The sequence below is a fragment of the Bacillus xiamenensis genome (assembly GCF_000300535.1).
Classification (GTDB): domain Bacteria; phylum Bacillota; class Bacilli; order Bacillales; family Bacillaceae; genus Bacillus; species Bacillus xiamenensis.
The window spans coordinates 103,848-128,672 of sequence record NZ_AMSH01000002.1 but is presented as its reverse complement, the minus strand read 5'-3'; the positions used below and the strand labels follow the sequence as shown (position 1 = coordinate 128,672).

21 protein-coding genes are annotated in these 24,825 nt (G+C 42.3%); 14 read left to right on the top strand and 7 right to left on the bottom strand.

From position 1 onward, the window contains the following. Positions 1–141 precede the first annotated feature (141 nt). Positions 142–327: a 2-hydroxymuconate tautomerase gene (locus tag BA1_RS01725; protein ID WP_008355048.1), complete on the bottom strand. Its 186-nt coding sequence runs from the start codon at positions 325–327 to the stop codon at positions 142–144. Positions 328–434: 107 nt separating this feature from the next. Between BA1_RS01725 and BA1_RS01720 the strand changes: the two genes are divergently transcribed. Both BA1_RS01720 and BA1_RS01715 read left to right on the top strand, forming a co-directional pair. Next, the gene (locus tag BA1_RS01720; RefSeq protein WP_034738184.1) at positions 435–1,097 is read left to right on the top strand and encodes a site-2 protease family protein; all 663 of its coding nucleotides are present in this window, start codon (positions 435–437) and stop codon (positions 1,095–1,097) included. A gap of 12 nt (positions 1,098–1,109) precedes the next feature. Continuing rightward, entirely contained in the window at positions 1,110–1,628 is a 519-nt protein-coding gene (locus tag BA1_RS01715; RefSeq protein WP_007497712.1) for a YwhD family protein, read from the top strand. Between the two features lie 125 nt (positions 1,629–1,753). Here BA1_RS01715 and BA1_RS01710 read toward each other — a convergent pair whose 3' ends face one another. Next, positions 1,754–3,823 carry a transglycosylase domain-containing protein gene (locus BA1_RS01710; protein ID WP_008355043.1) on the bottom strand — a complete coding sequence of 690 codons (2,070 nt, stop codon included), beginning with the start codon at positions 3,821–3,823 and terminating at the stop codon, positions 1,754–1,756. Between the two features lie 216 nt (positions 3,824–4,039). Between BA1_RS01710 and speE the strand changes: the two genes are divergently transcribed. The 4 genes from speE to argS all read left to right on the top strand — a co-directional run bounded on the left by speE (position 4,040) and on the right by argS (position 8,407). Then, positions 4,040–4,870 (top strand): spermidine synthase, encoded by an 831-nt coding sequence (gene speE / locus BA1_RS01705; RefSeq protein WP_008355040.1) that lies wholly within the window; start codon positions 4,040–4,042, stop codon positions 4,868–4,870. A 69-nt stretch (positions 4,871–4,939) separates the two neighbouring features. Further along, entirely contained in the window at positions 4,940–5,812 is an 873-nt protein-coding gene (speB, locus tag BA1_RS01700; protein ID WP_008355038.1) for an agmatinase, read from the top strand. Between the two features lie 502 nt (positions 5,813–6,314). Further along, entirely contained in the window at positions 6,315–6,737 is a 423-nt protein-coding gene (locus tag BA1_RS01690) for a YwiB family protein (RefSeq protein WP_008355035.1), read from the top strand. Beyond that, complete coding sequence (argS, locus tag BA1_RS01685; RefSeq protein ID WP_008355032.1) at positions 6,734–8,407, top strand: arginine--tRNA ligase; 1,674 nt, start codon at positions 6,734–6,736, stop codon at positions 8,405–8,407. The genes BA1_RS01690 and argS overlap by 4 nt, the downstream gene beginning before the upstream one ends. A 246-nt stretch (positions 8,408–8,653) precedes the next feature. Here the strand turns inward: argS and BA1_RS01680 are convergent, their stop codons facing one another. Beyond that, the gene (locus tag BA1_RS01680) at positions 8,654–10,681 is read right to left on the bottom strand and encodes a P-loop NTPase fold protein (protein ID WP_008355029.1); all 2,028 of its coding nucleotides are present in this window, start codon (positions 10,679–10,681) and stop codon (positions 8,654–8,656) included. 97 nt (positions 10,682–10,778) lie between these two features. After that, positions 10,779–11,750, bottom strand: a complete 972-nt coding sequence (locus BA1_RS01675; RefSeq protein ID WP_008355027.1) for a S66 family peptidase — start codon at positions 11,748–11,750, stop codon at positions 10,779–10,781. Positions 11,751–11,907: 157 nt separating this feature from the next. Between BA1_RS01675 and cls (BA1_RS01670) the strand changes: the two genes are divergently transcribed. From cls (BA1_RS01670) to BA1_RS01655, 4 genes are all read left to right on the top strand, one after another. Continuing rightward, on the top strand, positions 11,908–13,410 hold the full coding sequence (cls, locus tag BA1_RS01670) for a cardiolipin synthase (protein ID WP_008355026.1): 1,503 nt from the start codon (positions 11,908–11,910) through the stop codon (positions 13,408–13,410). Between the two features lie 105 nt (positions 13,411–13,515). Beyond that, complete coding sequence (locus tag BA1_RS01665; RefSeq protein ID WP_008355024.1) at positions 13,516–15,231, top strand: ABC transporter ATP-binding protein; 1,716 nt, start codon at positions 13,516–13,518, stop codon at positions 15,229–15,231. A gap of 125 nt (positions 15,232–15,356) precedes the next feature. Continuing rightward, positions 15,357–15,599: a hypothetical protein gene (locus BA1_RS01660; protein ID WP_008355022.1), complete on the top strand. Its 243-nt coding sequence runs from the start codon at positions 15,357–15,359 to the stop codon at positions 15,597–15,599. 89 nt (positions 15,600–15,688) lie between these two features. Further along, the gene (locus BA1_RS01655) at positions 15,689–16,687 is read left to right on the top strand and encodes a S66 family peptidase (RefSeq protein ID WP_008355021.1); all 999 of its coding nucleotides are present in this window, start codon (positions 15,689–15,691) and stop codon (positions 16,685–16,687) included. Positions 16,688–16,770: 83 nt separating this feature from the next. Here BA1_RS01655 and BA1_RS01650 read toward each other — a convergent pair whose 3' ends face one another. The 3 genes from BA1_RS01650 to cls (BA1_RS01640) all read right to left on the bottom strand — a co-directional run bounded on the left by BA1_RS01650 (position 16,771) and on the right by cls (BA1_RS01640) (position 19,270). Next, entirely contained in the window at positions 16,771–17,025 is a 255-nt protein-coding gene (locus BA1_RS01650) for a hypothetical protein (protein ID WP_008355018.1), read from the bottom strand. A 73-nt stretch (positions 17,026–17,098) separates the two neighbouring features. Next, positions 17,099–18,061, bottom strand: a complete 963-nt coding sequence (uvsE, locus tag BA1_RS01645) for a UV DNA damage repair endonuclease UvsE (protein WP_008355016.1) — start codon at positions 18,059–18,061, stop codon at positions 17,099–17,101. A 12-nt stretch (positions 18,062–18,073) separates the two neighbouring features. Continuing rightward, on the bottom strand, positions 18,074–19,270 hold the full coding sequence (gene cls / locus BA1_RS01640; protein ID WP_008355014.1) for a cardiolipin synthase: 1,197 nt from the start codon (positions 19,268–19,270) through the stop codon (positions 18,074–18,076). 146 nt (positions 19,271–19,416) lie between these two features. Between cls (BA1_RS01640) and BA1_RS01635 the strand changes: the two genes are divergently transcribed. The 4 genes from BA1_RS01635 to BA1_RS01620 all read left to right on the top strand — a co-directional run bounded on the left by BA1_RS01635 (position 19,417) and on the right by BA1_RS01620 (position 24,814). Beyond that, positions 19,417–21,528, top strand: a complete 2,112-nt coding sequence (locus BA1_RS01635) for a (Fe-S)-binding protein (protein WP_008355012.1) — start codon at positions 19,417–19,419, stop codon at positions 21,526–21,528. Positions 21,529–21,631: 103 nt separating this feature from the next. Next, complete coding sequence (locus tag BA1_RS01630; protein WP_008355010.1) at positions 21,632–22,807, top strand: acetyl-CoA C-acetyltransferase; 1,176 nt, start codon at positions 21,632–21,634, stop codon at positions 22,805–22,807. Positions 22,808–22,826: 19 nt separating this feature from the next. Further along, positions 22,827–23,690, top strand: coding sequence for a 3-hydroxybutyryl-CoA dehydrogenase (locus tag BA1_RS01625; protein ID WP_008355007.1), 864 nt, complete (start codon positions 22,827–22,829; stop codon positions 23,688–23,690). An 11-nt stretch (positions 23,691–23,701) separates the two neighbouring features. Then, positions 23,702–24,814 (top strand): acyl-CoA dehydrogenase family protein, encoded by a 1,113-nt coding sequence (locus BA1_RS01620; protein WP_008355005.1) that lies wholly within the window; start codon positions 23,702–23,704, stop codon positions 24,812–24,814. The last annotated feature ends 11 nt before the right edge of the window (positions 24,815–24,825 follow it).

Genomic DNA, 24,825 nt, shown 5'->3' with positions numbered 1-24,825 from the left:
ATCATGATCTATTCTAAACAAAACAGATTGAGTTTATATAGAGAGGGCTAATAACTGGATACAACTCTAATTTTGTTTGAATTCATTTAGCAAGCAATATAAAAGACGTCCCTTTAGAAAAAGAGACGTCTTTTATATTGCTTACAGATCGCTGATGCGCTTTCCTGCTACGGCAAAATGTTCTTTTTTCATTTCTTCAATAATGATAGAGACTTTTTCTGCTTCTGCGCCTGTTGTTTCAATAACGGCGTCTGTGACTTTCTCTACAAGTGCTTTTTTCTGTTCGTCTGTTCTTCCTTCAAGCATTTGAACGGTGATAATCGGCATGATGGCAACCTCCTTTTTCCTGTAGTGCTACGCTTCCCTTTAGTTTAAGGGACTTCTTATAGTATACTGAATGAAGTAAATCATTGTATAGAAAGAAAGAGGGATTCATGCCTTTGGACCAATTTCTTGTTTATCCATTAGAACTGATTCCATATGTCGCTATTACGCTTGTTGTGGCTTTTACGATGCACGAGCTGGCGCATGCATATGTTGCGTATCGTTTTGGAGATCCGACAGCTAAAAATCAAGGGAGACTGACGCTCAATCCATTGAAGCACCTTGATATTTTCGGGACGATCTTGATCTTTGTAGCTGGGTTTGGCTGGGCGAGGCCTGTACCTGTGAATCGGTACCATTTTAAAAACCCACGTCTCGCAGGGATATGTGTGTCGATCGCAGGACCTTTAAGTAATTTGGTTTTGGCATTTTTGGGCTTTTGTGTGTATGCGCTTCTTCAGAAATTTGGCGGGGAGTCGCTCATGCGCTTTGAGCCGGGGGTCGATTATTTCTTCCAAATCTTTATTAACTTGAACGTGATTTTGTTCCTATTTAACTTATTACCGATTCCACCGCTGGACGGATATCGTATTATTGAGGATGTTGTCAGTCCCGGCATCCGTGCAAAGATGACGCAATTTGAACAGTATGGGATCATCATTTTCCTCATCTTCGTCATCACACCGCTAGGTCAGTTTGTTTTTGTTCCATTGATCGGAATGCGGGATCAAATCATATACTGGTTTAATCTTATTTTGAAGCCGCTGCTTTAGGAGGTCTAATGAATGGAAGGTAAAAAGAAGAAACCAATTGGTTTTAATATCATTAAAAAAACAGATGCAACGGATGGGCATGGAGGTTTTGGGGCAGGTGCCCTCAGCCTTGATAATATCTCGCCGGTGATCATTGATGTGGAGGAAAAGGAAGCCGTCATTGATATTGGTGCGATGCATGCAAGAAGTGCCGTCGAAAAAGGAATTAAATTTTTAAAAACCAAAGAAGAGGTACCTAACGGAAAACCGTATTGGCTCGTATGGGTGACGATTGACCGCAGAGAAGAGGGGCCATATTATGCAGGAGTCACAGCTTGTGAAATGACAGTTGACCGCTCGATCCGCAGAGGATATAAGTCACTTCCTGAGCATGTGAATTTAATGGATAAATCGATGAAGCGTAAAATCGTTGTCAGCCATATGGATGATGGATCGAAAAAGGTGCTTGCTGATTTCTTGAAAAGTCACAATGAGGCGTTATGGGAAGCATCCACAGATGAATTAAAAGAAGGATTGGCTGTTCCTGAGTAATTGTGAAATTTTTGTGAAGAATGATGAATGGATACCAATTCTAGACGTTTTTTCAGTAAACTGGTGTTAAAGCTAGGACATGGAGAATCCCGAGATGCAGATCTCGGGGTTTTTCATGTCCTTTTTTAACGTTTCAGCCACTTTTCCCACCATTTTTTTGGCTGTTGATCCTGAACCGGGTCTTCTTCAGATGCTTTTTCCTCGGCACCGTAGCAGACACCTGTTGGCTCGGTTCCTTCTATAAAATAGGTGAATACCTTTGATTCACATCCAGGGCCTGCGAGATCGCCGGTTTTTGGATTGATATATACCCCTTTTACACCGTCTGGTGGCATGAAGGAGGAGGCGGGCTGGTTCGAGAGGGCTGATTCCATAAAGGAAGCCCATATCTTTTTCGCATAGGCGGTTTCTTCGACTGAGTCAATGGTGCGCCCTTTATCATAGCCGGTCCACACACCTGTGACGAGCTGGGGAGAGAAGCCAATCATCCAGCTGTCAGCACCTGTCGTCCCCGATTTCCCCCCGTATGTTCGTGTGAGGTCTTTTGTAATCGTACGCCCAGTGACACTTGTATAGCCATTTAATTGATCATTGAACATGCCTGACATCATGTCAGTGGTGACAAATGCTGCTTTTTCATCTAGTACCTGCTCTCGTTTTTGCTTCTCCTCAAAGAGTACGTTGCCTTTAGCGTCGGTCACTTTCGTAATGAAAGTAGGTTTGACGTGTTTGCCTCCATTAACCAACATAGCGTACGCATTGGTCATTTCGATTGGTTTCACAGGAGACGTACCGAGCGCAAGTGAAGGCACTTGCTCTAGTTTTTCGCTGATCCCAAACAGCTTGCCAGCTCTTACAAGCTGCTCCATTCCTAAAAACAGGTGGGTTTTGACCGCGTAAATATTATCAGATAGAGCCAAAGCTTGAAGCATTGTAATGCCGTCATTGGCGTAATAGCCGTGATAGTTGCTTGGCGAATAAGCTGCTCCGCTTCCTTGACCATCCAGTTCAAAAACGGTTTCCTCACTGCGCATGACGGTTGCGGGTGTAAACCCATTTTGCAAGGCCATGTAATAGAGAAGAGGTTTCATTGTGGAACCAGGTTGTCTTTTCGCTTGTGTGACCCGGTTGAATGGACTTTTCTCATAATTTCTTCCCCCAACTAAGGCAAGTACATGACCTGTTTGGGGATGGATGGCGGTAAAGCCAATTTGAATGTCTGATGTTGAATCCATTATGTTTTTTACCGTTTTTTCTGCGATTTTTTGTAATTCAGGTTGTAAGGTCGTCTGGATATGAAGCCCATAGGTTTCTATTTGTTCCTCTGTTAAGCCCAATGTTTGTTTCAGTTCTCGAATCACATCATCATAAAAATACGGGGCTTGCTTTGCTTGCAGCTGCTTCTGCTGTAAGGGGCGATAGGTCAGTTTTTCCTTGGCTGCGGCAGCAGCTGCTTTCTTCGTAATCATGCCATCTTCTTGCATTTGCCTAAGAATCATATGTCTTCTTGCTTCGGCTTTCTCCTCGTTCACATAAGGGGAATAGAGAGAAGGACCCTTTGGGATACCAGCAAGCAAAGCAGATTCGGCTAAGGTTAAATTCTTCGCTTTTTTCCCAAAATAAAGACGGGATGCCGCTTCCACACCGTATGCGCCGTGGCCATAATAAATGGTGTTCAAGTATCCTTCTAAAATCTCATCTTTTGTATAATTTTGCTCTAAGCGGATGGTGTAAAAGGCTTCATTCCACTTCCGCTTCCATGTTTTATCATGATCCAAATATAGATTTCTTGCATATTGTTGGGTTATCGTGCTGGCCCCTTGCACCTTTGCCATTGCACGAATATCAGCTATCGCAGCACCCGCCATTCGTTTCACATCAAAGCCATGATGCTGATAAAACGTTTTATCTTCAACCGCTACGACTGCCTGTCTCATATGAGGGGACATGTCTGTTAGCGGAACCCAGTATCGCTTTTCTCCAAAGCTCGATTCGCCAAGTTTTGACCCATCTGCTGCATAAATGGTCGTGGATTGGGGAACTTGAACAGAAGGAGCGCCTTGCCACTTGGCAAGGATAAGAATCGTCAAAAAGACTGTGCCGGCAAATAGGAAAGCGAGCAAGCCGATAAAAAAACAGGCTCGAATCGTTTTCACGGTCATGCGGATTTTTTTATTACTCATGATTGTGTCCATGCAAAGCCCCCATTTTGACGGTTTTTTATCAGTATGGAACAAAGAAAACCGTTTTAAACAAGCGATTGGCTTTGAACATGGAGATATATCAAGCGGTTCTTTACAATTTGATATGAATCCACTATACTTTTTTCTTGGACAATCGATATCGTCATAGCCGATAAAAGGCGCTAACAATAGATGTTTGTTTATTATTGGATGAGAGGAAGATGAACAATGAGCGAACTTTGGTATACAGAGAAGCAAACGAAAAATTTTGGCATTACGTTGAAGGTGAAGAAAACCCTTCATACAGAACAAACAGACTTTCAGCATTTAGAAATGGTGGAAACAGAAGAGTTTGGCAATATGCTGTTTTTAGACGGCATGGTGATGACATCAGAGAAAGATGAGTTTGTATACCACGAAATGGTGGCACATGTTCCTCTTTTCACTCATCCAAACCCGGAAAATGTCCTTGTTGTAGGCGGAGGAGACGGCGGTGTTATTCGTGAAATCCTGAAGCACCCAAGTGTGAAAAAGGCGACACTGGTTGATATTGATGGCAAGGTCATCGAATACTCGAAGAAATTTCTCCCTTCAATTGCTGGTAAGCTAGACGATCCACGTGTGGATGTCAAAGTCGGAGACGGCTTTATGCACATTGCCGAAGCGGACAACGAATATGATGTCATCATGGTTGACTCAACTGAGCCAGTCGGACCAGCTGTGAACCTGTTTTCTAAAGGATTCTACGCCGGAATTTCTAAAGCATTAAAAGAAGACGGTATTTTCGTTGCACAAACGGACAACCCTTGGTTCACACCGGAGTTAATTACAAATGTACAGCGTGATGTAAAAGAAATTTTCCCAATTACGAAGCTTTACACAGCGAATATTCCAACGTATCCAAGCGGTCTTTGGACATTTACCATCGGTTCTAAGAAGTATGATCCACTTGCTGTGGAAGACAGCCGCTTCTTTGATATTGAAACGAAATATTACACAAAAGAATTGCACAAAGCGGCATTCGTTCTGCCGAAATTTGTCAGCGACTTAATCAAATAAATCAAGCGAAAAGGACATGCGCAAATGACAGTTTGCGCATTTTTTGAAGCGTAAAAGGAGGAATCTTGCATGAGATTCGACGAGGCTTATTCAGGAAAAGTGTTTATTGGAAGTCATCCGACATGGGAAGATGCGAAAGTCATTTTATACGGGATGCCGATGGATTGGACCGTCAGTTACCGCCCAGGCTCACGTTTTGGTCCGAACCGCATTCGTGAGGTCTCCATTGGATTAGAGGAATACAGTCCTTATTTAGATCGTGAGCTGCATGAGGTGCCGTTCTTTGATGCTGGTGACATTCCGCTTCCATTTGGAAATGCACAGAAAAGCTTAGATTTAATTGAAGAGTATGTCGACAGCATTTTAGAAAAAGGGAAGTTCCCATTAGGAATGGGTGGAGAGCATCTTGTGTCTTGGCCGGTGTTCCGTGCGATGTACAAAAAATATCCCGATTTGGCGATTATCCATATGGATGCCCATACGGATCTTCGTGAGGAATATGAGGGCGAGCCGCTGTCTCATTCGACACCGATTCGTAAAGCAGCAGGACTCATTGGACCTGAAAATGTATTCTCGTTCGGTATCCGTTCTGGGATGAAGGAAGAATTTGAATGGGCAAAAGAAGCAGGCATGCACATATCTAAATTTGAAGTGCTCGAGCCGTTGAAGCAAGTGCTGCCAAAGCTGAAAGGCCGCCCAGTTTATGTGACGATCGACATTGATGTGCTCGATCCGGCACATGCACCTGGTACAGGAACGGTAGATGCTGGCGGTATTACGTCAAAAGAACTGCTGGCATCTATTCATGCGATTGCAGGCTCTGATGTCCATGTGGTCGGTGCAGACCTTGTGGAGGTAGCGCCTGTATATGATCATTCAGATCAAACAGCGAATACAGCAAGCAAGCTTTTGCGTGAAATGCTGCTTGGATTTGTGAAATAACATCTTGATAGAGGAGCTTGTCATCTCATAGGGACAAGCTCTTTTTTTACATGGGTGACATGATAAAGGAGACAGGCGTGTTTTCTTCTATATTGATGTTGTTACTTGCTGTAGGCTCTCTCATGCTGAATGGCAGCGTGTCCGTCTGCTTTCACCGCGAAAAAAGAGGCAAAGGAAGAGATGGTTGGTCTGTGTCAGGATCGAGGCTTTTTCTATCTCACTATGATTGCGCTGTTGATGCAAGTGGTGTTTAACCAAGCACGTATCACTCCATTTGATTTTTTTCAGGCATTTTTGGCAAGTTTAATAAACAGGCAAGGCTTATGGGTAAAGGCTTCACTCGTGATATTGGTTAGTCTCATTTTTCTTTTTTTCTAAAGGGCTTTTTGAAGATCAAACATGAGGTTTCATCCGCATGAAGATGAGAAATGATGGGATGATAGGCGATCGTGAATATGGTATACTATTTTAGTTAAACGGGTCTTAGCAAAGGAAGTGCAAAATGACACAAAACCAAATTTCAATTCATGTAAAGTCAGTGATGAAACCAGAGACGGAGCCGGTTGAAACGATCGAATTCCGAACAACTGGAACGTATCAAGAAAAGAATGACAAAACGTATCTCACTTACCATGAAGAACATGAAATGGGTCAAGTAAAAACCGTTGTCAAAATAAGTGAAAAAGAAATTTTTGTCATGAGATCAGGTGCTATTCAAATGAAGCAGCGCTTTCTCATTGGTGAAACGACCGTGACACATTACACGATGCCATTCGGTACCCTTCAGCTCGATGTGCACACACATGGCATTGATCTCGATGTGGACAATGGCTTACTGCACATTACGTACGATATGCTGACAGGTGAAGATCAGAAGCATTTACATACATTATCAATTTCCTACAAGGAGGATTTACGTTCATGAATATCGCAGAACAGGTCAAAGATGCGTTAAAAGAAGAAATCATTGCGGCAGTCGTCAAAGCAGGACTTGCTGATGAAAGTCAGGTACCGGATGTCCTTTTGGAAGTACCGAAAGAGAAAACTCACGGTGATTATTCCACCAACATGGCGATGCAGCTTGCCCGCATTGCGAAAAAAGCACCTCGTCAAATTGCGGAGGATATTGTGAATGCGTTTGACAAAGGAAAAGCTTCGATTGAAAAACTGGATATCGCAGGTCCGGGATTCATCAACTTTTATATGAACAATCAATATTTAACCAAGCTGATTCCGGCTGTTCTTGAAGCAAAAGAGGCATATGGGGAAACAAATACAGGCAAAGGTCAAAAGGTTCAGGTTGAGTTCGTTTCAGCAAACCCAACTGGCGACCTTCACCTTGGACATGCCCGCGGTGCGGCTGTAGGCGATTCCCTTTGCAACATCCTTGATAAAGCAGGGTTCGACGTGAGCCGTGAATACTACATCAACGATGCAGGAAACCAGATCAATAACCTTGCTCTATCTGTAGAAGTACGTTACTTTGAGGCGCTCGGTCTTGAAAAAGAAATGCCAGAGGACGGCTATAGAGGAGAAGACATCAAAGGCATTGGCCAGAAACTCGCTGATGAATTTGGTGACCGCTTCGTGCATGAATCAGAAGAAGAACGCATGAAGTTCTTCCGTGAGTACGGATTGAAATACGAATTAGAAAAATTACGTGTGGACCTTGAGAATTTCCGTGTCCCATTTGATGTATGGTATTCTGAAACATCTTTATATGAAAACGGAAAAATCGAGCCGGCACTAGAAACACTTCGTGAAAAAGGCTATATCTATGAAGCGGACGGCGCAACATGGTTACGTTCAACTGATTTTGGTGATGACAAGGACCGTGTGCTCATTAAAAAAGACGGTAGCTTCACGTACTTGCTTCCAGACATCGCGTATCACAAGGACAAACTGGACAGAGGGTTTGACCAGTTGATTAACATTTGGGGAGCAGACCACCACGGCTATATTCCTCGAATGAAAGCCGCCATTCAAGCACTTGGATATCCAGCTGACAAGCTTGAAGTCGAAATCATTCAGCTTGTTCACCTTTACAAAAACGGTGAAAAGATGAAGATGAGTAAGCGTACAGGAAAAGCAGTCACGATGCGTGATCTAATCGAAGAAGTAGGCTTAGATGCCACTCGTTATTTCTTTGCAATGAGAAGTGCGGCGACACATATGGACTTTGACCTAGACTTAGCGATTTCAACGTCTAACGAAAACCCTGTGTACTACGCACAATACGCACATGCGAGAATTTGCAGTATGCTTCGTCAAGGTGAAGAAAAAGGCTACGAACCGAATCTTGAGAAAGCAGATTTCTCTCATATTCAATCGGAAAAAGAATACGATCTACTCAAAATCATCGGCAGCTTCCCAGAAGTCGTAGCAGAAGCAGCAGAAAAACGTATTCCGCACCGCGTCACAAACTATATCTATGATCTAGCATCCGCCCTTCACAGCTTCTACAATGCCGAGAAGGTCATTGATGTTGAAAATGAAACAAAAACAACAGCCCGTCTATCGCTGATGAAAGCCACACAAATCACACTGGCTAACGCATTGAAACTCATTGGTGTATCAGCACCGGAGAAGATGTAATGAAGATATGCCCCGCTCTGTTGTATGAGTGGGGCTTTTTGATATTAAAACACCCGCTATCTCCTCAGGACAGCGGGTGTGGAACATTATCCGAGTGTGTTGATGATGTTAGAAATAGAATCAAATAATTGGCTAAGTACATCAGAGAACATGTTGTTGCCTTCTCTCTTTTTGTTTTACAACTACTTAACGAAAGGGAAGGAGGATTGGATCACTTTTTCTCGAAAAATTTTCTTGAATCCTATTTTAAAACTTTAGCTCAATCATCTTTTCTAAAATATTCTTTTGATGTTGCGGTAAATTAGCTATTCTTTCTTTTAGATTTATTTTAAATGCTTGATTATAACTTATATCATCTAAACTCAGCGCTTTGGCTACTGAATTGTTTGGATAGGTAACTTTATAAGATAATTTATCTTTTAAGAAATTAAATAATTCAGTATCATTTAAAGTTAGAATTTTGTCGAAAATCACTTGGTAATCTGAATTTCGATCTATATATGTTTGATATTTTTTAAAGAAAAGAAAGCAACTTCTCGGTTTTTTTTCAGTAAGTATATTGAAACCATTATCCATATGATCAAAGATGATATTCTCAAAAATAATCTTAACTAGTTCGATTTGTTCTTTTGATTGTTCATCTGTACGTGCAGGCACAAATTTAGGTAGGATTTCTAATTTCTCAGAAATATCTAATTCATCTAGAGGTAAAATATTATTTTTGAAAATTTCCTTTTCTCTTCTATTATAAATATTTTTTAAGGCATTCAAACAATTATATATAATTGAATCTGATATAGATAATTTTAAAAAAGCCGTGTCTTGCTCCAAGTTTTTCATCTTAAAAGCTATTATATTTCTCAGTAAGGATAATATTTTAGTTTCTGGAGTATTACTTGTGTAACTAAGGTAATGATTCCTTAAAAAATCGCTGAAATCCTCCATCTGACCCTTTGAATGTATTTCAATCAATTTATCTAACTTGCTATTCAAATTAATAAATATTTCCTCAACTACTTCAATATTCAATGTTGATATACTTAATATATTTTCAATCTGATAATATTCGAAGTTTTTTTCGTTTTTTATACTAGGATAGTTGAATTTAGCATGTTCACTTTTGTTAAATATATAGTATAAGAGTTCATATAAATTGTGGGATCTCTTCTCACCTATATCTTTTTCAATTGTATCTTTTAAATTAAGGTGATCTTTTTCTATCAAAGAAGTAATGGTAGAAAAATCTTCGTGTGGGATTAATTTTTCTTTGTATAAAATATTTAAATTTTCAACCAACCACTCGTAGATTTTATAATGAAATTGATAGAAATAGCATAATGCCAGTTGTTCGCTAATATTAACATTTAAATTAGTTGATGTTGGTGATTTTTTATAAAGAATATTAAGCAAGAATTTCGCTTCTCGGAATGTCCTTTTTTCATCTACAAAAACATTTCTAAGTTCTTGAAATAATAATCTATCTGAGTCTGTTAGATCCATGACATTTAAATTGCTTTTATTTAATTGTTCCTCAATTACTTTTATCCAAATTTGAGATGCTCTATTATTTAATGGCATACTCTCAAAATTCGAAAGGATTTTTTGGATAAATAAAGAATCATCTTCATTTTGTGAAATTTTATTATGTTCACCTACAACTATTAAAATGCTCTTTTCAAAAGAATTTAATTTTGATAAGTATGCATAAAGTTGTTTTCTATTATCTGATTCTAATCTATCGAAATCATCACAAATAAATATCACTTTTTTTGTGTGCTTTTTACACTTTAATTTTTTCTTAACTAACCATTCAAATATACTTTCTGTTGAGAATTTATCTATTAATAAATTGAGCAAGCTTATTGTAAGTATTAAAGCGCACCATATGAAAAAGTCTATTTTTGAAATGTTTTCTGTTGATTTGCTGAAAATATTATTTAAAAGCTGTATGATCCCTAATAATAATACTAATGAAATTGGTGAAGTTTTAACTAGCCAATAGATTTTAGGAGTTAATTTCTTTGCAAATAACTCAAAGGGCTTAGTGACCCAAGGATCAGTCCAAAAATTGATATCGATAAATTTTGTTTTCTTGGAATCGGATTTTTCCTTAATTAAATTTAAGTAGCTTGTTTTGCCAATTCCCCATTTTCCATTTAATAGTATTGAACCTGTAAAATTAGAATTAATGTACTGTTCTATGAATTTATCTACGTTATCTGAGATACCTAAATTATCATCTTCTAATGACTTGATTTCTAAATCTTTCTGCAAAAAACACACCTCTAATGATAAGTTATTTTTTTATTTTATTATTCAGTTTTTTAATAATAGACATTTAACAGCTTTATTCTTTGAATAGGTAGGCTTCTTAGTTTTGAAAAATTCGCAGCTTCACTTCACCGCCATTACACGTTAGTTCGGCACTCCCGCCAATCGGCAAGGTGAAGACCGGCTGTGTATGTCCGATATCGACATCGTAAATCACTGGAATGTGTTGAAGCATTGGGTGCTTATCTAGAATGAACCTCAAATGTTCCTCTGTCATCTTGGATTTCTTTTGAAAACGTCCGATGATTAACCCTTTAATGGATTCGGCATGCTGCAAAAGCGAGGCAAGGTCTCTGGCGAATGTTTCAGGAAAGACCAAGTCATCATCTTCTACAAATAAGATGGCATCCTTGATGCGAGGCATAAAGGGTGTCCCTTGCAGTAAGTTCAGTGTACAAAGATTTCCGCCATACAAGGTGCCTTTAGCTGTTCCTTCCTGATAAGTTCCCCATGTTGTCGGATAAAACTGCCTGTTTGCTTGATTAAGATACCACGCATCATCACTCCACTTTGTAGAAGGAATGAAATCAAATGGCTCGCTGCTCATTACGCACGCTTGAAACATAGCTGTCTGCTCCTCTTGTCCCTGTTCCATCTGGAAACTGGAGAAATGAGGACCTGAGTACGTCACCATGTCACATTTGGCGGTAATGGCATTTGCAAGTGCGGTAATATCGCTGTAGCCGCAAAGGACTTTTGGGTGCTGACGGATCAAATCATAATCTATATAAGGTAAAAGCTCATTGCAATTAAAGCCGCCAATGGCTGTCAAAATGCCGTCGACTTGATCATTTGAGAATGCCTCATGTAGATCACATAACCGGTGTTCAATAGAAGAAGAGGAATGCAGATCACATTCAAACACGTGTTGTCCAAAAGAAACAGTGAATCCTAAAGACTCTAAACGTTTTTTGGCCTGAACGATACCTTCTTCTGATAAAATGCTGGCACTTCGGCTTGGAGCAATCACGCGAATGTGGCTGCCCTTTTTTAAAGAAGATGGTGTATGCATAAGCAATTCTTCCTTTCCTTCACATATTTCTCCATTATATCGGATCAAATCGCTCCAGTCTGTAAAAGCTAAAAGAAAGCAGCAGACCGTGCGTTTCAGACAAGCTGTGCAAAGGGTATGGAAGAGAAAAAGACAGAAACGAATGAGGGCGGAGAATGTGAAAAAGAGGAGACTGGAGTTTTTATTTTTATATTTCATGATATTCGGGGCATATGTGGTGTTTTGGTGGCCAGTGCCCGCGTGGAGCTTTCAGCTTTATGCAGCTAGTTATATCGCCATTATTTTATTTAGTATCATCTCACTCATGCTTGAGAACCGGACATCACAGCATACGCTGTTATGGATATATGTGCTGATTTTTTTCCCGATCATCGGCTATATGTTTTATTTGTTTTCAGGGCAGCTTTATGTCAAAGGGCATTTGTTTAAATCAAAGAGAATGTATAACCGTGAAAAATTACACAGAATATCAGAGCTTGAGAGCAAGCCGGATGAGACGCGTTTAACCGATCATCAGCGTGCTTTTTTTCATTACACAGAAAAAGCGACAGGGATGCATGTGAATACAAATAGTGATATGGACATTTTAAAGAATGGAGAGGAAACCTTTCCCCGTATTTTTGAAGAGCTAAAAAAGGCAAAAACGTTCATTCATATAGAATATTACATGTTCAAATCTGATTTTCTCGGTCATCGGATGATGGAGATTCTTATTGAAAAGGTGAAAGAAGGGGTAGAGGTTCGCTTCATCTATGATGCGGCTGGCAGCATTCGCTTCTCTCGAAAAGATATTAAACGATTGAAGCAGGCGGGGGTAAAGGTCGCTCCTTTTCTGCCATTAAAATATGGATTCTTTAATCAAAAATTCAATTTTCGAAATCACCGAAAAATCGTGATCATTGATGGAGAAACAGGATTTGTCGGCGGATTAAATGTCGGGAAAGAATATGTAGGACGGGATGAAAACATCGGCTTCTGGCGTGACACGCATGCGATGTTAAAGGGTGAAGCGGTTCAGACACTTCACTCCGTTTTTATGCTGGACTGGGAGTATGTATCAGATGAAGTGTTAATTGATGATCCGAAGTATCATACTCCGCATCCTGTGACAGGTGAGGATGTCATTCAGGTTGTGCCGACTGGACCTGATATGAAGGAAAGTATGAGTGATTTATATCATGCGCTCATTTCAAATGCGACACAATTTGTCTGGATTGCGACGCCTTATTTTGTCCCAAATGAGTCGATTCGCACAGCATTAAAAATTGCTGCCACAAGAGGGGTGGATGTGCGTGTGATGGTGCCTGAGACAAATGATGGCTTTCTCACACAATACGCCACTCGATCCTATTTTGCTGAGCTTTTGAAAGAAGGCATCAAGGTGTATCACTATCAAAAAGGCTTCATGCATCAAAAGGTCATGATTGCAGATGGAGAACTTGCCTCTGTCGGTACCGCAAATGTGGATATGAGGAGCTTTCAGCTCAATTTTGAGGTCAATGTCTTTACAGCAGCAAAGAAGCCAATCGAGCAATTGATGGCTCACTATGAGGAAGATATGAAGGAATGTGACAAAATGGGGCCGGTTCATTTTTATAAAAGAGGCTTAAAGGAACGGTTGAAGGAATCGTTTGCTCGATTGTTCTCAGGTGTATTGTAAGGATTTCTAGGGAAAGAAATCATTTCCTGATCTAGTATTTCTATGAGGATTCCTCTATAATTGAAAATGATTATCAATTATAGAGGAGATGAGGTTCTTTTACATATGCTAAAACGCTTTTTTGCCTATTACAGGCCCTATCGCGGTCTGTTCTTTTTAGATTTCTTTTGCGCTGTCGCTGTTGGACTCATGGAACTGGGCTTTCCGCTCATCGTGAATTACTTCATTGATACGTTACTGCCGACAGGGAACTGGACGATCATTGGCTGGACTGCCCTTGCGCTGTTTGTCATTTATGCACTCAGCTCGGTGATGCAATTTATCGTGTCGTATTGGGGGCACATGCTTGGCATTAATATTGAGACAGATATGAGGAAAAAGCTGTTTGATCATTTTCAGCGGCTGTCCTTCAAATTTTTTGATAATAACAAAACAGGCAAACTCATGTCACGGATGACAAATGACCTCATGTACATTGGGGAGGTGGCGCATCATGGGCCGGAAGACTTGTTTATTGCGATTATGACCATTCTTGGCGCCTTTGCCGTCATGCTCATGATTAACTGGCAACTTGCCATATTAACCTTCCTGATCATGCCTGTCATCATCTGGTTAGCGCTTCATTTTAATAAAAAAATGACGCAGGCGATTACACAGCTGAATAATGACATTGGAGATTTTCATGCAAGGGTTGAAAACAATATTGGCGGTATTCGTCTTGTTCAAGCCTTTGCGAATGAACATTTTGAGAAAAAACGCTTTGCTGAAAACAACAACCGCTTTCGGAAAGCGAAGCTTCTTTCCTATAAAATTATGTCGGTCAACGGTTCGATCAGCTATATTCTCACACGTCTTGTGACGCTGTTTGTCCTTTTGGCAGGTACTTGGTTTGTCCTCCAAGGCCAATTAACGGCAGGTGGATTTATCGCCTTTGTTCTGATCACAAACGTTTTGTTCAGGCCGATTGATAAAATCAATACGGTGATTGAAATGTATCCGAAAGGCATTGCTGGTTTTAAAAGTTATGTTGATTTGCTTGAAACAGAGCCGGATGTAAAGGATACAGAAGGAGCACGTGATGTATACGGACTGAAAGGTGAAATTGAATATCGAAATGTGACGTTTGGCTACGATGAGCACAGCCATGTATTAAAGGATATCAATTTGAAGATCAAACAAGGGGAAACCGTTGCGTTTGTCGGGCCTTCAGGAGCGGGGAAATCGACGATTTGCAGTCTGCTGCCTCGTTTTTATGATGTGGACGCTGGAGAAATCACCATTGATGGTGTGAACACAAAAGACATGACCTTGTCTTCCTTAAGACAACAGATCGGCATTGTGCAGCAGGATGTCTTTTTATTCTCAGGCACCATTCGTGAAAACATTGCGTACGGCAACTTAGAAGCGAGCGATGCAGACATTTGGGACGCCGTTCGGCGCGCGCATTTAGAGGAACTCGTTCAGCGTTTCCCAGAAGGATTAAATACCGTCATTGGCGAACGCGGCGTCAAACTATCAGGAGGTCAAAAGCAGCGCTTGTCGATTGCGAGAATGTTCCTGAAAAACCCTTCCATTCTTATTTTAGATGAAGCGACGTCAGCACTTGATACAGAAACAGAAAAAGCGATCCAAGACGCACTGAGCGAACTGGCAGTCGGCCGGACGACACTTGTCATTGCCCACCGCCTTGCGACAATTAAGCACGCAGACCGAATCATTGTCGTGACAGAAGAAGGCATCCAAGAACAAGGCCGTCATCAAGACCTCATCCAAATGGGCGGTGTCTACAGCAGACTGCATGAAGCGCAGTTTAGTCATTAGAAAAAAGTCATTGAATGAGTCCAGCTATCGAGCTGGGCTCATTTTGATAGGGTAACATTTCATTTTCCATTTAAATGGAATGTTGATATGCTTAAAGGTAATTGGATTCAAAAGGAGAGGGTTGTTTGAGTGAACAGGCAAAAACAGTCACGATAAAAAGCATTCACTATGTGACGCTCATTGGCTTATTTATTTTGATCATTCCAGCTGGACTCAACTCAGTCTTTTTTTATGTGGGAATGATTTTGTTTGGCATCAACATGGGAGTAAACGTCATAGACAGTTCTCTGAGCAAAAAAAAGATATTTGCGACGCTGGCCATCAGTTTTGCTCTCATCCTATTTGGACTGTTTAAGCTGTTATATTGAAGTGCACTTTATTTTTAAATCGAAGTCTTTTTGAAAAAGGGCTTTTTTTGCTAGGATAGTAAAAACTCGTGTAGGAAGGATCTGATGGAATGAAGGGGCTTCGGCGTTTACAGAAGGGCGATAAGATCGGTATTTATTCTCCCTCAAGTCCAGCATCCGCCACCTCGCCACTTAGGTATGAGCGGGCAAAGGAATGGCTCGAACGAAAAGGATTCATTGTGGTACCAGGAACATTAACAGGGAAAAAGGATCACTATCGTTCGGGGACGATTCAAGAACGAGCGGCTGAGCTGAATGCGCTGATGGCGAGAGAGGATTTGTCCTGCATCATGTCGATGATTGGCGGGACGAACTCGAATAGTTTACTGCCTTATCTTGATTTTGAGCTGCTAAATAAGCATCCGAAAATCATGATCGGCTATTCAGATGCGACAGCCATTCTTTTAGCGGCTTATGAAAAAACGGGACTGCCTGTTTTTTACGGGCCGGCGCTTGTTCCGTCTTTTGGAGAGTTTGAACCATTTGTCCATCATACATATCAATCTTTCGAGGATATCCTCATTCATCCGCAGTCCATTCCATATCAGGTGAAAAAGCCGCCCTATTGGACAGATGAACGAATCAACTGGGAAGAGAAAATACGAGACAAAGAAAAACGTCCAAACGATTGGCTGTGCGTCATAGAAGGGCAGGCAGAAGGCAGACTGATCGGCGGGAACCTCAATGCCATGTACGGCATATGGGGAAGTGAATTCATGCCTCAAGTTCAACAGGGTGATATCCTTCTCATTGAAGATTGTATGAAAACCGCCTCGATTGTCGAAAAAAACTTCTCTCTTTTGAAGGTAAATGGGGTGTTTGAACGGGTATCTGGTATTCTTTTAGGGAAACATGAGCTGTTTGATGATGAAGGAACGGGCAAAAGGCCGCACGATCTTTTACTTGAAGTGCTGGGAGATACAAAGAGGCCGCTCATTGCGGATTTTGACTGTGCCCATACGCATCCGATGCTCACCATGCCAATCGGGACACAAGTCAAAATGGATGCCACCTCATGCGAGATTTGGCTGACAGAAGCGTGGATATAAGAAATTCACGCTGAAAAGAGACAAAGGGCTAAAATCAAGATTATTTTAGCCCTTTGTCAACAATCTGGAGCGGCACTTGTGCTTTATGAAACCTTCTCTTTTTCAAATGGCTGAAGGAGGTTTTGTGCCTCTTTTCCCTGTACTACAATTAAATAGTCTGATTCTAAATGAGTGAGCCTGAAGGTTTCTAGCTCGACGATGTTCTTTATGTTGCACATTGTTTTTTTAGAATATACATATAAACGATGATGTGCGTGCTGGCACTTTTCGTATAGAGAAATAAGCTTATGTAAATTCAATGCTTTTGCAGCAATTCGGATTGAATAGATTTGAGACATCCTCATATCCTCCTGTTAAATACTTTCTCACAATAGCTTTGTTACCCCTGTTGACACAGGGGTAAACCAGTTACTACGATTTCCATTCAATGGTTCCTCCGCCCGTCCGCTGATTGCCTCTAATTGCTGACAGCTCTTCGACAAGGCGGAGCAAGGCCTGATCCTTTCGCTTTGCTTCAATCATAAAATCCACATGACGCCCATACGGTTTTAATGCTTGAAAAAGCGGTAAAACAAAGGACATCTCCACACCATCTGCATGGCTGCGTATCGCTTTTTCTGATTTTGGTGAGGATAAATGGATTTTAGGCGGTATGCCAGTGTTTGCCCACGTGTCAAACATTCTTGGCAGGATGTCATCAAGTGCCGCATCATCATCTTTGTTTGCGATGTGATGATGGTAATCGAACACAAACGGTATGCCGTGCTTTTCGCATACACCGAGCGTTTCTAACGACGTGTATGTTTTGTCATCATTTTCAAGCGTCATCCTCGCCTTGATATGTGCCGGCAGCTGTTTAATATTTTCATCAAAACGCTGTAAAGCCGATTCCTTATCGCCGTAAGCACCGCCCACATGAATATTCATATAGCCTTCCTTTTCAAGCTTCATGGCCTCAAGCATGTCATAATGATAGGTCATATCAATCACCGCATTCTCTGTAATCGAGGGTTTTGGGCTTGTGAACAAGGTAAATTGATTGGGGTGAAAACTCACTCGTAACCCGTGGCGTTTCACCAATTGGCCAATTTCAAGAAATTCTTTGCGAAAGGGTGTCACAAAGTCCCAACGCACCTCAGGATGGGTGGCGAGTGGGACAATCGAGCTTGAAAAGCGGTAAAGCGGAATATCATGGGCAATCGCAAAATAGAGCGTTCTTAACGTATTGACGAGATTGGCCTTCGTCGTTCGCCATAAAGCTTCTTTCCTTTCTTCATTTGAAAGCTTGCTGTATCTTGCAAAGGTCAGCGACTTGGCAGGAGAAGCTTCCCATAAGGTGACGGCATTGGATACATAACCAAATCGATAACGCATATGTCATCTCCTTTATAAAAAATACGAGAATAGGGCACCGATCCACTCAATTGGACGCATGAGAAGCGGACGTTTTTTATATTCTTCTTCTGTCAGCCGTTCGGAAACTGCCATATGTTCACGGATTTTTTCCTCTACATGTGCGGTGAAGGCTTGGTCATCAATGGCCACATCTACTTCTTCGTTGAAAAACAAACTTCGTTTATCAAAATTCGCCGTACTGATCATACAGCGACTATGATCTATGAGAATGGCTTTCGCATGATAAAACCCTTTATAAAAACGATACACAACACAGCCAGCGGCGATCAGATCCTTGAAATAATGAAATCCAGCTTCCTTCACAAGAGGATGATCCGCCTTCATTGGGAGGATGATGTCGACAGTGACGCCTCGCTTCCGTGCCTCAAGCAGGGCAGTGAGAAGAGGGGCTGATGGAATAAAATAAGGCGTACAGATGGTGATGTGCTGTTTCGCCTGTTGAATATCATGAAGAAATAAGGCTTCTAAAGAAAAACCAGCCGTCGCACGTGTTGTGCATTGTAATGTTCCCGGTTCTAATGCGGGAAAAACCTCGTATTGCAGCTGCTGAATACCAGAGGAACGGTACAAATCATTAAGGAACACATGCTGCAGGTCTGCCACAACCTGTCCTGTCATACGCAGGTGATAGTCCTTCCAAATGCCAAATCTGCCGTTTTTCCCTACATATTCATCGCCAATATTAAACCCGCCAATGTAGCCGATCTTCCCATCTATCACCGTAATCTTCCGGTGATTTCTCATGTTTAAACGATAAATGAAAAAAGGAAAACGTGGTTTATTTAAAAAGTAAAATCGAATGCCGCTTTTTTCTAGCATCTGAATGGATGTTCGATCAAATGGATAGGAGCCTAATCGGTCAGTGAGCAAAAAAACTGAAACACCTTGCTCTGCCTTCGCTTTAAGTGCTTGAAGAATCCTTTGCCCAATCTTGTCGTTCTTTACAATAAAGAACATCATATGAATAGAAGAAGAGGCCTGCTGTATATCTGTGAGCAGTTGATCGAAAAGTGGTTCGCCATCATGATAAAAGGTTGCATCGCCGCTTGTTTGGTCAAAAGATCGTTCGAAAGCATGGGTAGAAAAATACTTTTTGCCCATATAGAGGTCTAGACTGACGAGCAGAACGATGACAATGATTACGAGTAGAATGATCCATGCGGTCATGAAGGTTCCTCCTTTTTTGCATATTTCAATAGTGTACCCATATGGGCAAAAAATATTGACTGAATACTCATTCATTATTTATGATAGAGGTACAACATGGAAACGGTACAAAGTGGGTTTTGGGGAATGAAAGGGGGAGCAACAAGATGAATAGCCTTTTAATTGTGAACTTGATTGCATTTGCGGCAGTGACCGCTTACGCTGTGTATTTGTTTATTTATCTCATTCGAACACGAGCGGCGTATATTCGTCTTGGCAAAAAAGAAGCGTTTCAACAAGATATGAAGAAACGGTTAGAGCGTGTTTGGGTGAATGTATTTGGGCAAAAAAAGCTGTTAAAGGACAAGAAGAGCGGCATCATTCATGTGCTGTTTTTCTATGGGTTTATTTTGGTACAGTTCGGAGCCCTTGACTTTATTCTGAAGGGACTTGTTCCAGACAGCGGGCTGCCATTAGGTCCACTGTACGGCGTCTTTACATTCTTCCAAGAGGTCGTCACACTTCTCATTTTAGTAGCGGTTGTTTGGGCATTCCATAGACGATACGTAGAGAAGCTGGTTCGTTTAAAAAGGGGCTTTAAATCAGGGCTTGTGCTGCTATTTATTGGCGGCTTGATGCTGACTGTATTACTAGGAAACGGCATGAACATCATTTGGCATGGACACTCACTATCGGCAACAGAGCCAATTGCTTCCGGTATTGCCTTCTTGCTTGGCTGGCTTTCACCACTTGCGGCAACAATCGTTTTTTATGTCGCATGGTGGGTACACCTTCTCATTTTATTGACGTTTTTAGTGTATGTCCCGCAGTCTAAGCACGCCCATCTAATTGCTGGCCCGGTGAATGTATTTGTCAGCAGATTGGACCCGCCTGGCAAGCTCCAGAAAATTGATTTTGAAGATGAGACACAAGAGACATTTGGTGTTGGAAAAATTGAAGATTTCCGTCAATCTCAGCTGATTGACCTTTATGCCTGCGTCGAGTGCGGACGCTGTACGAATATGTGTCCGGCGACAGGAACAGGGAAAATGCTGTCTCCAATGGATTTGATTTTACGATTAAGAGATCACTTAACAAATAAAGGGGCTGCCATTACATCCAAAACACCTTGGGTCCCGCACCTTGCCTTCAGCCAGACAACAGGGAATCAGCTGGCGATGCAGGCGAGAGGAGCAGGAGCGGAAGAATCAGCCGCCAGTTCGATGTATCATCCTTCTCTCATTGGTGAGGTCATTACAGAAGAAGAAATCTGGGCATGTACGACATGCCGAAACTGTGAAGATCAATGTCCTGTCATGAATGAACACGTCGACAAAATTATTGATATGCGCAGATACCTTGTGCTGACAGAAGGGAAAATGGACACAGATGCCCAGCGTGCCATGACAAGCATTGAGCGCCAGGGCAACCCGTGGGGATTGAATCGAAAGGAAAGAGAAAACTGGCGTGACCTAAGAGAAGATGTACATGTCCCGACAGTGAAAGAGCTGAAAAAGGAAGATCAGTCCTTTGAGTATTTATTCTGGGTTGGATCAATGGGGGCATATGACAATCGAAGCCAAAAGATTGCTCTGGCGTTTGCAAAACTGCTCAATGAAGCAGGGGTATCTTTTGCCATTTTAGGCAATAAAGAGAAAAACTCTGGCGATACACCTAGAAGACTCGGGAATGAATTTTTGTTCCAAGAACTTGCTGCCAAAAACATTGAAGAATTCCAGAAAAATGGTGTGACCAAAATCGTTACGATTGATCCGCATGCTTACAATTTATTTAAAAATGAATACCCAGACTTCGGGCTAGAAGCAGAAGTGTACCATCATACAGAATTGCTGGCAGAGCTAGTGAAAGAAGGGAAATTAACGCCTATTCATGAAGTGAACGAGGTCATCACCTTCCACGATTCTTGCTACTTAGGCAGATATAACGAGGTATATGATCCGCCAAGAGATATTTTAAAAGCTATTCCTGGTGTGACACTGAAAGAAATGGAACGAAATCGTGAATCCGGGATGTGCTGCGGTGCCGGCGGCGGCTTAATGTGGATGGAAGAAGAGACAGGTAATCGAATTAACGTTGCGCGGACGGAGCAGGCCCTACAGGTGCAGCCGTCTATCATCAGCTCAGGATGTCCTTATTGTTTAACCATGCTTGGAGATGGGACGAAAGCGAAGGAAGTAGAGGAGCAAGTAGGTACTTTTGATGTCGCAGAACTTCTTGAAAAATCAGTGTTTGGCGAGACCAGAACCCAGGCCTCGTAAACATGTCAAGCCGATGAATATGCTGTTCATCGGCCTAAGTATGGAAGTGCTTCATCAGCTGTCTAATAGATATGTAAGCGGTAACAAACAGGAGGGGAAAGACATGAGTAAGACGGTCATTGTTTCTGGAGCGAGAACACCATTTGGAAAACTGGGCGGGCTTTTAAGTGAACTGACTGCCGCCGAATTAGGTGGAATCACAATCAAGGCTGCGCTGGAAGGTGCCTCAGGCTCTCATGAAGTGGATGAGGTCATCATGGGAAACGTACTTCAAGGAGGACAAGGTCAAATCCCTTCAAGGCAAGCAGCTAGATATGCTGATCTCCCATGGTCGGTTCCGGCGCAAACCATTAACAAAGTCTGTGCTTCAGGAATGCGTAGCGTCAGCACAGCTGATCAGATGATTCGAGCAGGAGATGCCAACGTCATCATCGCTGGCGGAATGGAATCTATGTCTCAAGCTCCCTATCTTCTAAAAAAAGCACGCTGGGGCTACAAGATGGGAGATGGCGCAGTGCAAGATGCGATGATTTTAGATGGGCTTACCTGTTCATTTACAGGAGTCCATATGGGCGAATACGGCAGTATGGCGGCAAAAGAGCTCGGTATTACACGAGAGGAGCAAGATCTCTGGGCGTTAAGAAGCCATGAACGAGCAGTTGAGGCTCAAAAAAGCGGCTTTTTTCAAAATGAAATCACTCCAGTCACCGTCAAGACGAAAAAAGGAGAACAGCTGATCACAGAAGATGAATCTCCGCGGCGTGATACGTCATATGAACGATTATCAAAACTCCTGCCCGTTTTCGACCAGACTGGTACAATCACTGCCGGAAACGCACCGGGTGTCAATGACGGAGCAAGTGCGCTCCTATTAATGAAAGACACCTATGCCATGCAGCAAGGCGAAAAACCGCTGGCGGCGGTGCTTGGGCATGCGCAGGTAGCAACAGAGGCAAAGGACTTTCCGAAAACACCAGCCTTTGCCATCGAAAAGCTTTTAAAGAAAACAGGCAAACGGGTGGAGGATATCGATTTGTTTGAAATCAATGAGGCCTTTTCAGCGGTGGCATTGGCATGCGAAAAAACCCTCGGGCTGGACCGGCGGAAAATGAATGTGAACGGAGGGGCCGTCGCCCTTGGTCACCCGATTGGGGCAAGCGGAACACGTATCATACTAACCTTGATTCATGCACTCAGACAAAGAGGGGGCGGCATTGGCATTGCTGCGATTTGCAGCGGCGGCGGTCAAGGAGATGCCATCATGATCAAGGTGGATTAAAAAGGAGGCGTTCATTGTCATGAGTACAGAAGAGACCGTCATGGTCGTTGGGGCTGGTCAAATGGGTCCAGGCATTGCCCAAGTATTTGCGCAGTCAGGCTACACAGTCCTACTCCATGATACAGCAGAAGAGCATGTTCATAGAGCCATTTCCTCTATGACCAAACAGCTGACGAAACGAGCAGAAAAAGGAAAGCTGGCACATCAGGCAGTCCGTGATATTACGCAGCGGCTTGCCGTCTCAACGGATCTAAAGGACGTACAGCAGGCACATTTAGTGATTGAAGCGGCATCTGAACAAATGAGTGTCAAAAAACTAATCTTTGAAACCCTCGATCAATTTGCACCAGATGACACGATATTTGCGACAAATACGTCTTCCTTGTCGATCACAGAATTAGCAGCCGTGACGAAAAGACCGGAGAAAGTGATTGGGATGCATTTCATGAATCCAGTTCCAGTGATGAAGCTGGTTGAAATCATACGTGCACTGCAAACGAATGACGCCACGTATCAAGTCGTTTTTGAAACAGCGAAGGTATTAGACAAAACCCCTATTGAAGTGGAAGACTTCCCTGGGTTTGTGTCAAATCGCATTTTGATGCCGATGATCAATGAAGCCATTTACACCCTTTATGAAGGTGTGGCAGATGCAGAAAGCATTGACGGCATCATGACGCTTGGGATGAACCATCCGATGGGTCCGCTTCGTCTTGCCGATCTCATTGGACTGGATACCTGTTTATTTATTATGAATACCCTTCACGAGGGTCTTGGAGATAGCAAATATCGACCTTGTCCTCTTTTGAAAAAATACGTGAACGCAGGCTGGCTGGGCAAAAAGACAAAGAGAGGTTTTTACACTTACCACGACCACTCATAGGGGGAGTCAATATGGATGTGTTGCTGACAGAAAAACAACGTCTTTGGAAAGAACAGGTAGCCGCGTTTGCACGCCACCATGTATTCCCTGAAGTAGAAGCGATGGAACAGGGCGTGTTCCCGAGAACACTTTTAAATGAGATGGGACGGCAAGGCTTTTTAGGCATTCCAATCCCAGCTACGTATCAAGGATTAGGGGCAGATTTTACAACATATATCATGGCGATTCATGAACTATCGAAAGTGAGCGCCACCATTGGTGTTATTGTGTCCGTTCATACCTCCGTTGTGACGATGCCTATTTTGGCGTTTGGAACGACTGAACAAAAAGAATCCTACGTACCGCTGCTTGCGTCCGGGCAGAAGCTGGGCGCCTTTTGTCTAACTGAACCGAAGGCAGGATCAGATGCCTCTAGTATTCAGCTGAGAGCAGAGCGGGTAGACGACCACTATGTGTTAAATGGAACGAAAATTTTTATCACAAGCGGCGGGGAAGCGGAAGTGTATCTTGTATTTGCCGTGACAGACCCCGCATCTGCTAAAAAGAATATATCGGCGTTTATTGTCGAAAAAAATACCCAAGGATTTACGATCGGAAAAGATGAGAAGAAGATGGGCCTGCATGGATCAAAAACAGTCACGCTTCATTTTGACGGTGTGCGAATTCCAAAAAAGCAGCTGCTCGGTGCAGAAGGAGAAGGCTTTCGGATTGCCATGTCTAGCTTAAATGCAGGGAGAATTGGCATCGCGGCTCAAAGCCTTGGCATTGCAGAAGCCGCATTAGCTGAAGCGGTGACGTATTTAAAGCAGCATCCAGCCGGCCTTGAAACAACCATTCGGCTAGGCGATCTGGGAACAAAGCTTGAAGCGGCAAAACTTCTCGTCTATCAAGCGGCTTCTTTTAAAGAGGTCAATCGTCCTGTCACAAAGGAAGCGTCGATGGCAAAATTATTTGCCTCTAAAACGGCCGTTGAGATCAGTACAGAAGCCATCCATTTACTTGGCATGGACGGTTATACCAATCGATACAACGCAGAGCGCTACTTTCGTGACGCGAAAATTTGTGAAATCTATGAAGGAACTAGTGAAATTCAAAGGCTGGTTATTTGCAAACAGCTAATATGAAATGAGGTGGC

Bases quoted from the DNA above. Each gene is read 5' to 3' on its own strand.
- BA1_RS01725 (WP_008355048.1), bottom strand. From the start codon at position 327: ATGCCGATTATCACCGTTCAAATGCTTGAAGGAAGAACAGACGAACAG.
- BA1_RS01720 (WP_034738184.1), top strand. From the start codon at position 435: ATGCCTTTGGACCAATTTCTTGTTTATCCATTAGAACTGATTCCATAT.
- BA1_RS01715 (WP_007497712.1), top strand. From the start codon at position 1,110: ATGGAAGGTAAAAAGAAGAAACCAATTGGTTTTAATATCATTAAAAAA.
- BA1_RS01710 (WP_008355043.1), bottom strand. From the start codon at position 3,823: ATGGACACAATCATGAGTAATAAAAAAATCCGCATGACCGTGAAAACG.
- speE (WP_008355040.1), top strand. From the start codon at position 4,040: ATGAGCGAACTTTGGTATACAGAGAAGCAAACGAAAAATTTTGGCATT.
- speB (WP_008355038.1), top strand. From the start codon at position 4,940: ATGAGATTCGACGAGGCTTATTCAGGAAAAGTGTTTATTGGAAGTCAT.
- BA1_RS01690 (WP_008355035.1), top strand. From the start codon at position 6,315: ATGACACAAAACCAAATTTCAATTCATGTAAAGTCAGTGATGAAACCA.
- argS (WP_008355032.1), top strand. From the start codon at position 6,734: ATGAATATCGCAGAACAGGTCAAAGATGCGTTAAAAGAAGAAATCATT.
- BA1_RS01675 (WP_008355027.1), bottom strand. From the start codon at position 11,750: ATGCATACACCATCTTCTTTAAAAAAGGGCAGCCACATTCGCGTGATT.
- BA1_RS01665 (WP_008355024.1), top strand. From the start codon at position 13,516: ATGCTAAAACGCTTTTTTGCCTATTACAGGCCCTATCGCGGTCTGTTC.
- BA1_RS01655 (WP_008355021.1), top strand. From the start codon at position 15,689: ATGAAGGGGCTTCGGCGTTTACAGAAGGGCGATAAGATCGGTATTTAT.
- BA1_RS01650 (WP_008355018.1), bottom strand. From the start codon at position 17,025: ATGTCTCAAATCTATTCAATCCGAATTGCTGCAAAAGCATTGAATTTA.
- uvsE (WP_008355016.1), bottom strand. From the start codon at position 18,061: ATGCGTTATCGATTTGGTTATGTATCCAATGCCGTCACCTTATGGGAA.
- cls (WP_008355014.1), bottom strand. From the start codon at position 19,270: ATGACCGCATGGATCATTCTACTCGTAATCATTGTCATCGTTCTGCTC.
- BA1_RS01635 (WP_008355012.1), top strand. From the start codon at position 19,417: ATGAATAGCCTTTTAATTGTGAACTTGATTGCATTTGCGGCAGTGACC.
- BA1_RS01630 (WP_008355010.1), top strand. From the start codon at position 21,632: ATGAGTAAGACGGTCATTGTTTCTGGAGCGAGAACACCATTTGGAAAA.
- BA1_RS01625 (WP_008355007.1), top strand. From the start codon at position 22,827: ATGAGTACAGAAGAGACCGTCATGGTCGTTGGGGCTGGTCAAATGGGT.
- BA1_RS01620 (WP_008355005.1), top strand. From the start codon at position 23,702: ATGGATGTGTTGCTGACAGAAAAACAACGTCTTTGGAAAGAACAGGTA.